The organism is Streptomyces sp. SD15, assembly GCF_054462255.1.
This window is the reverse complement of sequence record NZ_JBTLMO010000013.1, coordinates 152,976-166,540: the sequence shown is the minus strand read 5'-3', so window position 1 is coordinate 166,540 and position 13,565 is coordinate 152,976. Positions and strand designations below refer to the sequence as shown.

Here is a 13,565-nt window from a genome sequence, read left to right as displayed (position 1 = left end):
CTCCATGCCTGCCCGAGATCAGTAGTCGCCGCTCCTCCGGTGAACCCCTTCGCGCAGTTCCCCGCGCCCCTGTCGGGCGCACCACGCCCGCCCGGGATCAGTAGTCGCCGTTCCTCCGCCTGTCCCGCTCCTCGCGGCGTTCCCGATGGCGCTCGCGACGCTCCTCGTGGCGTTCGCGGTGTTTCTCGTGGTGGTCGCGGATCAGGTCGTGGGCCTCGTCGAGCGCGTCGAACATGCCGTCGAGGCCGTTGCCCCGCGAGCCCTCCAGCTCCCTGCGGGCGGCCTTGCGCTCCAGCTTCTCCTGCCGGCGCTCCTCCTTCAGGCGCAGCCGCTCGGCCCGGGTGATCTTCCGCTCGACGCCGACACCGCCCCAGAAGGCGAAGCCCGTGACGATCACGCGCGGGGCGCCGGGGTCCCCGGGCCGCCCCTCCTCGCGCTGGTCGAAGCCGCCCATGATGCCTATACCGCGGACGACGACCTCGACGCCCGGCGGTACGACGACATTCATACCGCCCATGATCGCGACGCAGTTGATGACGACCTCGCGGTCGGCGAAGTTCGCGTCCCGCAGGTCGATCTCGCCGCCTCCCCAGAACGCGAAGGAGTTGAACCGCTTGGGCACGGTCCAGCGGCCCGTGCGCTGGAACCCCGCCATGATCGCGACACCCCACGAGGACGAGCCCTCACCGCCGACGATCCGGTCCGCCCACGCCCCACCGCTCCCCACCGGCCGCTTGACCATGGAGACGGGCCCCACGGCCGCCGCACCCGGCAGGTCGCGGGTGATCGGCGCCAACTCCCCGTACGTACGTGCCTTGTACGTCGCCTCCAGCCGCTCCTCGAATTCCTCCATGTCGAGGCGGCCCTCCGCGAGGCCGTCCCTCAACTGTTCGGCGACTCGCTCACGGTCGGCGTCGGAGGCGCGCAGCTCCGGTTCGTCGGTCATGGACAGCAGCCTACGAGTTCCCCGCCCGGGAGGCTACGAGAGAGCTTTCTCCGGCGGGGGTTCGGTGGCGTCCCCCATGGAATTGCCCTCCGTGGACCTGTCTCCCATGGACTGCAGCATCTTGGCGATGACCGCCTCGATGTCGGGCTCCCGCACCGAAAGATCCGCCAACGGATATTCCGCCGCGATCTGCGCCACCAGTGGAGCCGCCGACGCCGCCGCCGGGAAGGCGAGCCACTGCCGCGGCCCCTCCACCTTCACGACCCGCGCCGACTCCACCTCGATCGGCGGGAGTTCGCGCTCCAGGTCGACCACGAGGGTCCGCTCGCTCTCCCCCACCTCGTGCAGCCCGGCGAGCGGGCCGTCGTACATCAGCCGCCCGTGGTCGATGACCATCACGCGCTTGCACAACTGCTCGATGTCCTGCAGATCATGGGTGGTGAGCAGCACCGTCGTGCCGCGTTCGGCGTTCAAGTCCCGCAGGAACTCCCGGACTCTGGCCTTGCTGATCACATCGAGCCCGATCGTCGGCTCGTCGAGATAGAGGATCTCCGGATCGTGCAGCAGGGCCGCCGCGATGTCGCCGCGCATCCGCTGGCCCAGCGACAGCTGTCGCACCGGGACGTCCAACAGCGCGCCCAGTTCGAGGAGTTCGACACAGCGGTCGAGGTTGTCGCGGTAACGGGCGTCCGGGATCCGGTACATGCGGTGCATCAGCCGGTACGAGTCGATCAGCGGGAGGTCCCACCACAGGGTCGTCCGCTGCCCGAAGACGACCCCTATGCGCTGCGCGAGCCGGGTGCGTTCGCGGGTCGGGTCGATACCCGCGACCCGCAGCCGGCCGCCGCTCGGGGTGAGGATGCCGGTCAGCATCTTGATGGTGGTCGACTTGCCGGCGCCGTTCGGGCCGATGTAGCCGACCATCTCGCCGCGCGACACGGTGAAGGAGAGGGAGTCGACGGCCCGCACCTGGCGCCGCTCACTGCGCAGGAAGCCGGTCTTCTTGCGCACGTCGAAGACCTTTTCGACGCCGTCGAGTTCGATGAAGTCACTGTCCACGTCCACGTCCGTCCCCGTCCACATCCATGCCCACGGCTGCCGCCACTCTCAACTCCCCGTGCTGCGATACGAACGAAGTCCCGCCCGCCACGCGACCCCCGCCAGCGCACAGCAGCCCGCCGCCACCAGCGGCGGTGTGAAGGCGACCCATGTCGGCAGGTCGAGCGGATAGGGCCGCCCCAGCACATACAGCGCGGGCAGCCAGTTGACGAAGGCCAGCGGGAGCACGAACGTCACCCCGCGCACCAGGTCCTTGGCGAAGACGGTCGGCGGGTACTGCAGGAGCGTACTGCCGCCGTACGTGAAGGAGTTCTGCACCTCGGAGGCGTCCTGCGCGACGAACTGGAAGGCCGCCCCCGCCACGAACACGGCCGAGAAGATCACCCCGCCGCTGAGCAGCATCAGCGGAATCAGCAGCAGTTTCAGCGGCGTCCACGAGAGGTCGAGTACGGCGATGGCGTACCCGAGGACCAGCAGCCCCTGGGTGATCCGGCCGAGGCGGCGCAGCGCGAAGCGGTCCGCCGCGACCTGCGCGAGCACCGGCACGGGGCGCACGAGGAGCGTGTCGAGGGTGCCGTCGCGCACCCGGCGCCCGAGCCGGTCCATCGAGCCGAGCGCCAGGTCGGCGAGGCCGAAGGCGGTGCCCGCGACGCCGTAGAGGAAGGCGACCTCGGGCAGGCTGTAGCCGCCGAGCCGGTCGATCTGCGAGAACATCAGCAGGATCGCGACGAAGTCGAGGCCGGTCAACGCGAAGTTGGCGACGACGGTCAGCGCGAAGGAGGCCCGGTAAGCCATCGTGGAGCGGATCCACATGGCGGCGATCATGCGGTAGGCGCGCAGCCCGTCGCACACGCGGGCGTACGCCCCTTGCCTGGCCCATGAGTTGCCGGTCGCGCTGCCGACCGAGCTGCCGGCAGCCCACGGCCGCTCGTCCACCCGACTACCGCTACCGCTACCGCTACCGCTACCGCTACCGCTACCCACCCTGCACCACCACCCTCCGCGTCGCCGCCGACTGGATCAGCCGCCCCAGCCCCAGCAGCCCGATCGCCCAGGCCGCCTGGAAGGCGTACGTGCCCAGCGGATCCGCCTCGCCGAGCAGCACGTCCACGGGGGCCTGGATCAGGGACGCCCAAGGCAGGGCGCGCGCCACTTCGCCGAACACGCCCGGGAAGAGGTTCAGCGGCAGCAGCATCCCCGAGCAGAAGACGCCCAGGATCATGGACATTTGTGCCACGCCCGCCCCGTCGAGGAGCCAGAACGCGGACAACGCCACCAGATAGCGGATCGAGAAGCTGACGCACACCCCGAGGGCGACCGCGACCAGGAAGGCGATCCAGGTCACCGGGTCGGCGGGCAGGGCGAGTTCGAAGCAGAGCGCGCCGAACGCCAGCGGGGCCACGCCGCGCCCCAGCAGATGGAACAGCGCCCGGCCCACGTCCTGGGCCAGCCACCACAACTGGAGGTCGGCGGGCCGGTACAGGTCGATCGCGATGTCACCCGTACGGATGCGCTCGATCAGTTCTTCCTCGAAGCCTCCGCCCATCACGGCCACCACCATGATCAGCGCCTGGGACAGCCACACATAAGTGAGCGCCTGGGCCTGGTCGTAGCCGCCGAGGTGCGGTTTGTCGTCCCACAGCGCGATGAAGACGTACGCCAGGATCAGCCCGAAGACGGTGTTGGTGAACACTCCGGCCGCGGTCGCGGTCCGATAGGTGGCGAAGCGCCGGAACGCGCCCTTCGCGACGGTCGTGTACAACCGCCCTGTCCCCACGAGGAAGTCCTCTCTTGCGTCAAGAAAGCCGGTTGGGAGCCGTTTTGACCGAAGCGGAGGAGCCTAGCCCCCCGTCGGCGTCGGCTGCCAGGCATTTTCCGGCCGCGACGCGTGCCGGGATCCGGGAACGGAACGCATGGTGCGACAGTCTTCAAGAGGGGGCGCACAAGGCGTACGAGGGCGTACGGGAACGTACGACGCGAAACAGGAGTCCGGCGAACAAATGAATGACAAGCCGCAGCCGCAGCGGAACAGCCAGGGCTGGGCGCCCAGGGAACCGGAGGCAAGACCGGCACCACAAGAAGCATCAGGCACGCCCGGCAAGCCAGGCAAGAAGCCCAAGCCCAAGCGCACCGGCTGGCGCCGTCTCATCCCGACCTGGCGCATGGTGCTCGGCAGCTTCATCATCGCGATCATGATCGTGGCCGGGCTCTTCGCGCTCGGCTACTACCTGGTCCAGATCCCCTCCGCGAACGCCGCCGCGACCAAGCAGAGCAACGTCTACCTGTACGCGGACGGCAGCCAACTCGCCCGCGACGGCGAGGTCAACCGGGAGAACGTCTCGCTCGCGCAGATCTCCAAGGACGCCCAGCACGCGACACTCGCCGCCGAGGACCGGGACTTCTACACCGAGTCGGCCATCGACCCCAAGGCGATGATCCGCGCCGCCTGGAACACCTCCACCGGCAAGGGCCGGCAGTCCGGCTCGACGATCACCCAGCAGTACGTGAAGAACTACTACCTGGGCCAGGAACAGACCGTCGTCCGGAAGGCGAAGGAGTTCTTCATCTCCGTCAAGCTCGACCGCGAGAAGAGCAAGGCCGACATCCTCGAGGGCTACCTCAACACCAGCTACTTCGGCCGCAACGCGTACGGCATCCAGGCCGCCGCGCAGGCGTACTACGGCGTCGACGCCAAGGATCTGACGGTCGGCCAGGGCGCCTACCTCGCGGCGCTCCTCAACGCGCCCAGCGAGTACGACGTGATCGCACACCCCGAGAACAAGTCCGCGGCGGTCGCCCGCTGGAGCTACGTACTCGACGGCATGGTCACGAAGAAGTGGCTGACCGAGGCGGACCGGGACAAGGTCACGTTCCCGATGCCGAAGGAGGCCAAGGGCTCGGCGGGCCTGTCCGGCCAGCGCGGCTATCTGGTGCAGGCCGTCAACGACTACCTGATCTCCCACAAGGTCATCGACGAGGACACCCTCGCCACCGGCGGCTACCGCATCACGACCACCCTGCAGAAGTCGAAGCAGGACGCCTTCGTCAAGGCCGTCGACGACCAGGTGATGGACCACCTCGACAAGAAGAACCGCAAGGTCGACCGGTACGTCCGTGCGGGCGGCGTCTCCATCGACCCGGCCACCGGCAAGGTCGTCGCGATGTACGGCGGCATCGACTACACCCAGCAGTACGTCAACAACGCGACGCGCCGGGACTACCAGGTCGGCTCCACCTTCAAGCCGCTCGTCTTCGCCTCGGCCGTCCAGAACCACTCGCAGACCCAGGACGGCCGTATGATCACGCCGAACACGATCTACGACGGCACCGACCAGCGGTCCGTGCAGGGCTGGAACGGCGGCTCGTACGCGCCCGAGAACGAGGACGGCTACTCGTACGGCTCGATCAGCGTGCGCACCGCCACCGACAAGTCGGTGAACTCGGTGTACGCGCAGATGGCCGTCGACGTCGGCCCTGACAAGGTCAAGCGGACGGCTGTCGCCCTCGGCCTCCCGTCGGACACTCCCGACCTGAGCGCCACCCCGTCCATCGCGCTCGGCCCGGCGACGGCCAGCGTCCTCGACATGGCGGAGGCGTACGCCACCCTCGCGAACCACGGCGAGCACGGCACGTACACCCTGGTCGACAAGATCACCAAGGACGGTGCGGAGGACGTACAGCTGCCGCGGCAGGTGACCAGGCAGGCGGTGAGCCGCGAGGCGGCCGACACGACCACCTCCGTCCTGCAGAGCGTCGTCGAGGGCGGCACCGGCACGGCCGCGCTGGCCGCCGACCGGCCCGCCGCCGGCAAGACCGGCACCGCGGAGGAGGACCAGGCCGCCTGGTTCGCGGGCTACACCCCCGACCTCGCCACCGTCGTCGCCGTCATGGGCCAGGACCCGGACACGGGCGCGCACAAGCCCCTGTACAAGGCCCTCGGCCAGGCCCGCATCAACGGCGGCGGCTACCCGGCGCAGATCTGGGCCCAGTACACGAAGGCCGCGCTCAAGGGCACCCCGGCAAAGGACTTCGACCTTCAGCTCCAGCCGGGCGCGGAGGAGCAGCAGCTCCCGACCACCGAACCCGCCGAAGAGTCCCCCGACACCGGCGGCGAGGACGACGGGGCGACGGACGAGGGCGAGACGGACGACAGCGAGACGGACGACGGCCAGGAGACCGGGGGGCAGACGCAGGGCCAGACGGAAGGCCAGACACAGGGGCAGACCGAGGGCCAGACCGAAGGTCAGACCCAGGGCGGGACGAACGGCGGCACGACCGACGGCGCAACCACCACCGGCGAAACCACCACCGGCGAAACCACCACGGGCGGCACCACCACGGGCGGCACGCCCACCACAGGCGGCACGACCGACGGCGGAACCACCACGAACGGCGGCACGACCGACGGCGGTACGACGGGGACGCCCGGCATCACCGCGGGCACGGGGCCGCTGAGCCGCATCAGTAGCCGGAGGTGAGCTTCAGCCCCACCACCGCCACGAGCAGCAGGATCCAGGCCATGACGGCACCTCCGTGATCAATCAACGGGGGTGCGTCGTCTTCGCGGTCCCGGTACGGCGCGTCTCGTCGGGGTCCCTCAAAGGGAGCAAGGGCCGACAAAGGGGCTGGTGACGACGGTCACCAGCCCCTTTGTCGTACGTCCTACAGGTACAACCCCGTGGAGTCCTCGGACCCCTCGAACCGGTCGGCCGCCACGGCGTGCAGATCCCGCTCGCGCATCAGCACGTACGCGATCCCCCGCACCTCGACCTCGGCGCGGTCCTCGGGGTCGTAGAGGACGCGGTCGCCCGGTTCCACCGTCCGTACGTTCTGCCCGACCGCGACGACCTCGGCCCAGGCGAGGCGGCGGCCGACGGCCGCCGTCGCCGGGATCAGGATGCCGCCCCCGGAACGCCGCTCGCCCTCGGCGGCGTCCTGCCGGACCAGCACGCGGTCGTGCAGCATCCGGATGGGCAACTTGTCGTCGTGGTGGATGCTCTGCTTGTCCCGATTGGCGCTCACGCCCCGAACCTACCTGCCTTCGACCGGTCCGTACGCCGCCGGGTCAGCGCTTGCGCCGACGCGAGCCGACGGCGAGCAGCCCCACGACCCCGACCACGACCAGGGCCACCGGCACGATGCGATCGAGTCGCGGCGCGCCTTCCTCGGTGACGAGCCGGCCCGTCACGTCGGTGACGACGCGGTTGACGCCGACGTAGGCGCGGCCGAGGGTGTGGTCGATGTTCGAGGCGACCTTGGCCTTGGCGTCGCCGACGATGGTCTTCGGGTGCACCCGCACGCCGATCTCGTCGAGCGTCTCGGCGAGGGTTTCACGGCGGCGCTTGATGTCCGCCTCGATCTGCGCCGGAGTCCTGGTATCCGACGTTCTCGACGTATCCGACACCGCGCTGCCTCCGTGGTCGTGTGCTGATCCGTACCGTTTCCGATTCCGTGTCCCGACAGTCTGTCAGCTCGGACCACGCCGCACCCCTCGGCACCCCCCATTACGCTCGTTCCGTAGTTCCGTACGCAATTCTGTAAGCATTCCCCGGCCACGTGAGGTACCGATGAGCGAGCGACTCCAGCCCGGCGACACCGCCCCCGCCTTCACCCTGCCCGACGCCGACGGCAACGAGGTGTCTCTCGCCGACCACAAGGGCCGCAAGGTCATCGTCTACTTCTACCCGGCCGCCCTGACCCCCGGCTGCACGAAGCAGGCCTGCGACTTCACCGACAACCTCGACCTGCTCGCGGGCGCCGGCTACGACGTCATCGGCGTCTCCCCCGACAAGCCCGAGAAGCTCGCGAAGTTCCGCGACAAGGAGTCCCTCAAGGTCACCCTGGTCGGCGACCCCGACAAGACCGTCCTGGAGGCCTACGGCGCCTTCGGCGAGAAGAAGCTCTACGGCAAGACGGTCGTCGGCGTCATCCGCTCCACGATCGTGGTGGACGAGGAGGGCAAGGTCGAACGCGCCCTGTACAACGTGAAGGCGACGGGCCACGTAGCCAAGATCATCAAGGACCTGGGCATCTGACGCCCGCCCCTCACGAACGGCCCACACCGGAGACTCCGGTATGGGCCGTTCCGCATTCCGGTGACTTCCGGGCGTGACTGTCCGATTAGCGGTTCGTTACTCCGTACGAGATCACGAACGGGTGATCGGGAACGGAGGGCGTTTCGGTGGGGACGAGCGTGTACAGCAGGGAGCGGCTGGAGGAGGCGGCTCGGGGGGCTCGGACGTTGTCGGAGGCGTTGGGGAGGTTGGGGGTGGATCCGGGGAGTGCGAGGCGGGATTACATCCGGGAGCGCATGAAGAAGCTGGGGGTGGACACGTCCCACTTCGAGCGTGAGGGGGCCAGGTGGACCAGAGAGATTCTCCAGGCGGCGGTTTCGGCCTCGATGAACATGTCCGAGGTTCTGCGTCGTCTCGGCCTTGAGGTCGTCGGCGGGCACCACACACACATCAGCCGCCGGATCAAGGCGTACGACATCGACATCTCGCACTTCGCACCTGTGGTCCGCACGGAGAACATGAGGTTCAATCAGCGCCGCCGGAGCGCGGAAGAAATTCTCATCGAGCAGACGTCGGCACACTCCAGACGCGTACCGAGCAGCCGCCTCAAGAGGGCAATGCGCGAACTTGGCGTGGAGGAGCGTTGTGCCCTGTGCGGTATCGAGCCGGTCTGGCTCGGGGAACCGCTGCCGCTTGAGGTCGATCACCTCGATGGCAACTGGCGGAACAACCGGGTCGAGAATCTGCGGTTACTCTGCCCCAACTGCCACTCCACAACAGATAGTTATCGGGGCCGCAACAAGAAGCGTGTCAGGGGCTGCACCTCATGACCAGTGGCGTGCAGTACACCCGCGAGCGACTGGCCGAAGCCGCCGCGCAGTGTTCCGACATCGACGAGGTCATCACCTTCTTTGGTACTCGGCCGTATGGCAATCTCCGTCGATACCTCGCCAAGCGATTCGCCGACTTCAGCATCGACATCTCGCATTTCCACCCCTACGGCAGACGCGCCCGGCCCACGCGCGAGGAACTGCGGGCGGCGGTCGCCGAGTCGTTCTCCATCGCAGAAGTACTTCGCCGCCTTGACCGCCCGAATAGCGGCGGACAGCGTGCAGTGCTGCGTACCTGGATCACCGAAGAGCACCTCACGACCGCGCACTTCCTGGGACAGGCGCATCAGCGCGGGAAGCCGAGCCCGAATACCAAACAGCCCGAGGACACTCTGGTCCAGCACGATCGCAAGCACCGGACACAGACGTCGCGCCTACGGCGCGCACTCCGCGCAGTCGGCGTGCCCGAGCAGTGCGCCAGATGCGGAACCGGCCCCGAGTGGCAGGGCAGGCCCATGACTCTGGAGGTCGATCACATCAACGGGGACTGGAGCGACGACCGGCGGGAGAACCTGCGGTTGCTGTGCCCCAACTGCCATGCGGTCACCAGCACCTGGTGCAGGGGAGGAAGAAGGCGGCAGGTGACTCCCGGTACGATGACAGACGTCTAGCGGCGGTGGCGCAACTGGCGACGCAGCAGACTTAGGATCTGTGGCCCTTGATCGGGCTTGAGGGTTCGAATCCCTTCCGCCGCACACAAACGGCCTGCGAATCGAAGGATCGGCGCGCAGGCCGTTTTGGCGTACGGGATCAACCCAACAGCTCCCGAACCACCGGCACCAACCCCCGGAACGCCTTCCCCCGATGGCTGATCACGTTCTTCTCCTCGGCGGACAGCTCGGCGCACGTGCGCGTCTCGCCCTCCGGCTGGAGGATCGGGTCGTAGCCGAAGCCGTTCGTGCCCACCGGCGTATGGCGCAGCACACCCCGCAGCTGCCCCTCGACCACCCGCTCCGTGCCGTCCGGCAACGCCAGCGCCGCCGCGCACGCGAAGTGGGCCCCCCGGTGCTCGTCGGAGATGTCGCCGAGCTGGGCGAGCAGCAGTTCCAGGTTCGCGCGGTCATCCCCGTGCCGCCCGGACCAGCGGGCCGAGAAGATGCCGGGGGCGCCGTTGAGGACGTCGACGCAGAGGCCGGAGTCGTCGGCGACGGCGGGCAGGCCGGTGGCCCGGGCGAGGGCGTGGGCCTTCAGGAGGGCGTTCTCGGCGAAGGTGACGCCGGTTTCCTTGACGTCGGGGATGTCCGGGTAGGCGTCCGCGCCGACGAGGTCGTGGGTGAGACCTGCGTCGGCGAGGATCGCCTTCAGCTCGGTGAGTTTTCCGGCGTTGCGGGTGGCGAGGATCAGGCGGGTCATGCCCACCAGTATCCCGAGTCCCCCGCGGTGTCCGTTACGGCGTGCAGACCTTCGTCAGTTCGCCCGCCGCGTCCGTGACGGGGCTGACGTCGGGGGTCTCGTCGCCGTTCTCGATGGCCGTACGGACATTGCCCACGGCCTCACTCAAGTCGTCGACCGCCTTGTTGACGTCCGTGTTGTCCGTCTTGTCGCCGATCTCGTCGAGATTCTTCTCGATCGCGTCGAGGGACTCATCGGTCTGCGTCGGGTCGTTCGCCGCGTTCTCCACGGCCTGCTGGAGGTCGGTGACGCTGTCGGCTATGGAGTCGGCGGCCTGGACGCAGTCCAGGGCCTTACTGACGGCGTCGCAGCCGACGGCCGCCGGCAGGGCGACGAGTGCGGCGACGACGGCGAATGCGGCGGTGCGGCGACGGTGGCGCGCGGCCATGGAACGGTCCCTCCCCGTGGACAAGATGTGATCGACCCCGTGATGGCGTCGGCCGGCCCCGTGGTGCGATCGGCTCGACCCCGTGGCGGCGTCGGCTCGACCCCGTGGTGGGGTCGGCGGGGCGCACGGCTGGACCGTACGCCCGTACCCATAAGAACGCGAAGGGTTATTCCTTGGTTGCCTCGAGGGTCGCCTCGAGTGCCGCCCGCTGGATCGCCGCGAGCTCGTCGCAGCCCGAAACCGCAAGGTCGAGCAGGGCGTTGAGCTCCTTGCGGTCGAAGGGCTCGGCCTCCGCGGTGCCCTGGACCTCGACGAAGCGGCCGTCGCCGGTGCAGACGACGTTCATGTCGGTGTCGGCCTTCACGTCCTCCTCGTAGCAGAGGTCCAGCAGCGGCACCCCTCCCACGATGCCGACCGAGACGGCGGAGACCGTGCCGGTCAGGGGCTTGCGGCCGGCCTTGACCAGCTTCTTGGCCTGCGCCCAGGCGACCGCGTCGGCCAGCGCCACGTACGCGCCCGTGATCGCCGCCGTACGCGTGCCGCCGTCGGCCTGGAGGACGTCGCAGTCGAGGACGATGGTGTTCTCGCCGAGCGCCTTGTAGTCGATGACGGCGCGCAGGGAGCGGCCGATGAGACGGCTGATCTCGTGCGTACGGCCGCCGATCTTGCCGCGTACGGACTCACGGTCGCCGCGGGTGTTGGTGGCGCGGGGAAGCATGGAGTACTCGGCGGTGACCCAGCCTTCGCCGCTGCCCTTGCGCCAGCGCGGGACGCCCTCGGTGACGGAGGCGGTGCAGAACACCTTGGTGTCGCCGAAGGAGACGAGGACGGAGCCCTCGGCGTGCTTGCTCCAGCCACGCTGGATGGTGATGGGGCGCAGCTGTTCGGGGGTGCGGCCGTCGATTCGAGACATGGCGATGAGCCTAGCCGCAGATGGGTGAGGGGCCGCCTCCGGTTATGGAAGCAGCCCCTCAGGAGTGAGTCGTGGGGTCTGGCGTGCCCCCTCGGCTCACATCATGTCTTCGATCTCCGAGGCGATGGGGTCCGCGTCCGTGCCGATGACGACCTGGATGGCGGTGCCCATCTTGACGACGCCGTGGGCGCCCGCGGCCTTCAGGGCGGTCTCGTCGACGAGGCTCGAGTCCTCGACCTCGGTGCGGAGCCGGGTGATGCAGCCCTCGATCTCCACGATGTTCTCGATGCCGCCGAGCCCGGCGACGATCTTCTCAGCCTTCGTGGCCATGTCCTACTCCCTGATCCGAACCGCTTTGTCGCAGTAACCCACAGTTGGCCCATCTTTGCGAGCCGTCATGTCGTACGTGCCGAATGATGGCGCCGCGACGGAACAACCGACCGCCCGCGACTGGTCTACACCAGTCGACGAACAGTCGCCAACCCCGCCCCAGACCTGCGGACATGTCCGGAATCTCGCCCGGAATCCCTTCCTCCTGTTATGGTCCAAGGCACAAAATCGGCGGGTTCCTTATCCGGGCTTCACCGTGCTACAACAGGTCTACACCACTGAGTGGTGTAGACCACGTCGCGCCCACCCCCTTCCTGTCCCCTGGGTGGCGTCGCCATGCCCACTGGAGGAAGTTGTGACCACGGCCAGCGCCGCTCCCGCGGCCGGCAAGAAGAAGGGCGCCGGCGCGATGGCTGTTCTGCAGCGCATCGGCCGCAGCCTGATGTTGCCGGTCGCCGTACTGCCCGCCGCCGCGCTCCTCGTGCGGCTCGGCGCCGACGACATGCTGGGACGTGAGTCCTTCCCCCCGTTCCTCACCAAGATCGCCGGTTTCATGGCGGCCGGTGGCAACGCGATCCTCGACAACATGGCGCTGCTCTTCGCCGTGGGCATCGCGATCGGCTTCGCGAAGAAGTCGGACGGATCGACGGCGCTGGCGGCCGTGGTCGGCTACCTGGTCTTCAAGAACGTGCTGGCCACGTTCACCGACAAGAACCTGCCGCAGGTGGCCACGGCCGTCGACGGCAAGGTGGTCATGGTGGACGCCCCGGTGGACGCCAAGGTCCTGGGTGGCGTGGTGATGGGCATAGTCGTCGCCCTGCTGTACCAGAGGTTCTACCGGACCAAGCTGCCCGACTGGGCGGGCTTCTTCGGCGGTCGTCGGCTCGTCCCGATCCTGTCCGCCCTCGCGGGGCTGGTCATCGGCATCGTCTTCGGTTACATCTGGCCGGTCCTCGGCACCGGTCTGCACAACTTCGGTGAGTGGCTCGTCGGTTCGGGCGCCGTCGGCGCCGGCATCTTCGGTGTCGCCAACCGCGCGCTGATCCCGATCGGCATGCACCACCTGCTGAACTCGTTCCCGTGGTTCCAGGCGGGCGAGTACAACGGCAAGACCGGTGACATCGGGCGCTTCCTGGCCGGTGACCCGACCGCCGGACAGTTCATGACCGGCTTCTTCCCGATCATGATGTTCGCGCTCCCGGCCGCCTGCCTGGCGATCGTGCACTGCGCCCGCCCCGAGCGCCGCAAGGTCGTCGGCGGCATGATGTTCTCGCTCGCGCTGACCTCGTTCTTCACGGGCGTCACCGAGCCGATCGAGTTCACGTTCATGTTCATCGCGCCCGTCCTGTACGCCATCCACGCGGTCCTCACCGGTGTCTCCATGGCGCTGACCTGGGCGCTCGGCATGAAGGACGGCTTCGGCTTCTCGGCCGGCGCGATCGACTTCGGCCTCAACCTCGGCATCGCGAGCAACCCCTGGGGCCTGGTCCTGGTGGGCCTCTGCTTCGCGGTGGTCTACTACGTCGTCTTCCGCTTCGCGATCACCAAGTGGAACCTGCCGACACCGGGCCGCGAATCGGACGAGGAACTGGCGGAGCTCCTCAAGGCGGAGGCCAAGTAGGCCGCACGCCCA

Annotated in this window: 15 protein-coding genes, 1 tRNA gene and 1 riboswitch; of the genes, 6 read left to right on the top strand and 10 right to left on the bottom strand. The window is 68.5% G+C overall.

Annotated features, from left to right (window positions below; translation table 11 throughout):
- Positions 1-97: 97 nt before the first annotated feature.
- The 4 genes from ACX28W_RS15680 to ACX28W_RS15665 are packed head-to-tail and all read right to left on the bottom strand — an operon-like array spanning position 98 to position 3,782.
- Positions 98-946: a DUF1707 SHOCT-like domain-containing protein gene (locus ACX28W_RS15680; RefSeq protein ID WP_458999563.1), complete on the bottom strand. Its 849-nt coding sequence runs from the start codon at positions 944-946 to the stop codon at positions 98-100.
- A 33-nt stretch (positions 947-979) separates the two neighbouring features.
- Positions 980-2,005: an ABC transporter ATP-binding protein gene (locus tag ACX28W_RS15675; protein WP_458999592.1), complete on the bottom strand. Its 1,026-nt coding sequence runs from the start codon at positions 2,003-2,005 to the stop codon at positions 980-982.
- A 48-nt stretch (positions 2,006-2,053) separates the two neighbouring features.
- Positions 2,054-2,941 (bottom strand): ABC transporter permease, encoded by an 888-nt coding sequence (locus ACX28W_RS15670; protein ID WP_458999562.1) that lies wholly within the window; start codon positions 2,939-2,941, stop codon positions 2,054-2,056.
- Positions 2,942-2,981: 40 nt separating this feature from the next.
- Positions 2,982-3,782 carry an ABC transporter permease gene (locus ACX28W_RS15665; protein ID WP_458999561.1) on the bottom strand — a complete coding sequence of 267 codons (801 nt, stop codon included), beginning with the start codon at positions 3,780-3,782 and terminating at the stop codon, positions 2,982-2,984.
- A 223-nt stretch (positions 3,783-4,005) separates the two neighbouring features.
- On the opposite strand from ACX28W_RS15665, the gene ACX28W_RS15660 reads away from it, so the two are divergent.
- Positions 4,006-6,483 (top strand): transglycosylase domain-containing protein, encoded by a 2,478-nt coding sequence (locus tag ACX28W_RS15660; RefSeq protein WP_458999560.1) that lies wholly within the window; start codon positions 4,006-4,008, stop codon positions 6,481-6,483.
- 71 nt (positions 6,484-6,554) lie between these two features.
- Positions 6,555-6,616: riboswitch (guanidine-III (ykkC-III) riboswitch) on the bottom strand.
- Positions 6,617-6,667: 51 nt separating this feature from the next.
- Here the strand turns inward: ACX28W_RS15660 and ACX28W_RS15655 are convergent.
- Positions 6,668-6,970: a GroES family chaperonin gene (locus tag ACX28W_RS15655; RefSeq protein ID WP_187285621.1), complete on the bottom strand. Its 303-nt coding sequence runs from the start codon at positions 6,968-6,970 to the stop codon at positions 6,668-6,670.
- Between the two features lie 100 nt (positions 6,971-7,070).
- A complete protein-coding gene (locus ACX28W_RS15650) occupies positions 7,071-7,409 on the bottom strand; it encodes a DUF3618 domain-containing protein (RefSeq protein WP_458999559.1) in 339 nt (112 codons plus the stop codon).
- Between the two features lie 163 nt (positions 7,410-7,572).
- On the opposite strand from ACX28W_RS15650, the gene bcp reads away from it, so the two are divergent.
- From bcp to ACX28W_RS15630, 4 genes are all read left to right on the top strand, one after another.
- Positions 7,573-8,040, top strand: a complete 468-nt coding sequence (gene bcp, locus ACX28W_RS15645) for a thioredoxin-dependent thiol peroxidase (protein WP_458999558.1) — start codon at positions 7,573-7,575, stop codon at positions 8,038-8,040.
- Positions 8,041-8,186: 146 nt separating this feature from the next.
- Positions 8,187-8,849 carry an HNH endonuclease signature motif containing protein gene (locus ACX28W_RS15640; protein WP_458999557.1) on the top strand — a complete coding sequence of 221 codons (663 nt, stop codon included), beginning with the start codon at positions 8,187-8,189 and terminating at the stop codon, positions 8,847-8,849.
- A complete protein-coding gene (locus ACX28W_RS15635) occupies positions 8,846-9,520 on the top strand; it encodes an HNH endonuclease (RefSeq protein ID WP_458999556.1) in 675 nt (224 codons plus the stop codon). Before ACX28W_RS15640 ends, ACX28W_RS15635 begins: the two co-directional genes overlap by 4 nt.
- Positions 9,520-9,604: transfer RNA gene (locus tag ACX28W_RS15630), tRNA-Leu, on the top strand. Before ACX28W_RS15635 ends, ACX28W_RS15630 begins: the two co-directional genes overlap by 1 nt.
- A 55-nt stretch (positions 9,605-9,659) precedes the next feature.
- Here the strand turns inward: ACX28W_RS15630 and rdgB are convergent.
- The 4 genes from rdgB to ACX28W_RS15610 all read right to left on the bottom strand — a co-directional run bounded on the left by rdgB (position 9,660) and on the right by ACX28W_RS15610 (position 11,932).
- The gene (rdgB, locus tag ACX28W_RS15625; protein ID WP_458999555.1) at positions 9,660-10,262 is read right to left on the bottom strand and encodes an RdgB/HAM1 family non-canonical purine NTP pyrophosphatase; all 603 of its coding nucleotides are present in this window, start codon (positions 10,260-10,262) and stop codon (positions 9,660-9,662) included.
- A 34-nt stretch (positions 10,263-10,296) separates the two neighbouring features.
- Complete coding sequence (locus ACX28W_RS15620; protein WP_458999554.1) at positions 10,297-10,689, bottom strand: hypothetical protein; 393 nt, start codon at positions 10,687-10,689, stop codon at positions 10,297-10,299.
- Between the two features lie 166 nt (positions 10,690-10,855).
- Complete coding sequence (gene rph / locus ACX28W_RS15615; RefSeq protein ID WP_458999553.1) at positions 10,856-11,602, bottom strand: ribonuclease PH; 747 nt, start codon at positions 11,600-11,602, stop codon at positions 10,856-10,858.
- A gap of 96 nt (positions 11,603-11,698) precedes the next feature.
- Positions 11,699-11,932, bottom strand: coding sequence for a glucose PTS transporter subunit EIIB (locus ACX28W_RS15610; RefSeq protein WP_458999552.1), 234 nt, complete (start codon positions 11,930-11,932; stop codon positions 11,699-11,701).
- Positions 11,933-12,287: 355 nt separating this feature from the next.
- Between ACX28W_RS15610 and ACX28W_RS15605 the strand changes: the two genes are divergently transcribed.
- Positions 12,288-13,553, top strand: a complete 1,266-nt coding sequence (locus ACX28W_RS15605) for a PTS transporter subunit EIIC (RefSeq protein WP_458999551.1) — start codon at positions 12,288-12,290, stop codon at positions 13,551-13,553.
- Positions 13,554-13,565: the final 12 nt, after the last annotated feature.

Coding starts and splice junctions, on each gene's coding strand:
- ACX28W_RS15680 (WP_458999563.1), bottom strand. CDS start 946: ATGACCGACGAACCGGAGCTGCGCGCCTCCGACGCCGACCGTGAGCGA.
- ACX28W_RS15610 (WP_458999552.1), bottom strand. CDS start 11,932: ATGGCCACGAAGGCTGAGAAGATCGTCGCCGGGCTCGGCGGCATCGAG.
- ACX28W_RS15635 (WP_458999556.1), top strand. CDS start 8,846: ATGACCAGTGGCGTGCAGTACACCCGCGAGCGACTGGCCGAAGCCGCC.
- rph (WP_458999553.1), bottom strand. CDS start 11,602: ATGTCTCGAATCGACGGCCGCACCCCCGAACAGCTGCGCCCCATCACC.
- ACX28W_RS15620 (WP_458999554.1), bottom strand. CDS start 10,689: ATGGCCGCGCGCCACCGTCGCCGCACCGCCGCATTCGCCGTCGTCGCC.
- rdgB (WP_458999555.1), bottom strand. CDS start 10,262: ATGACCCGCCTGATCCTCGCCACCCGCAACGCCGGAAAACTCACCGAG.
- bcp (WP_458999558.1), top strand. CDS start 7,573: ATGAGCGAGCGACTCCAGCCCGGCGACACCGCCCCCGCCTTCACCCTG.
- ACX28W_RS15660 (WP_458999560.1), top strand. CDS start 4,006: ATGAATGACAAGCCGCAGCCGCAGCGGAACAGCCAGGGCTGGGCGCCC.
- ACX28W_RS15655 (WP_187285621.1), bottom strand. CDS start 6,970: ATGCTGCACGACCGCGTGCTGGTCCGGCAGGACGCCGCCGAGGGCGAG.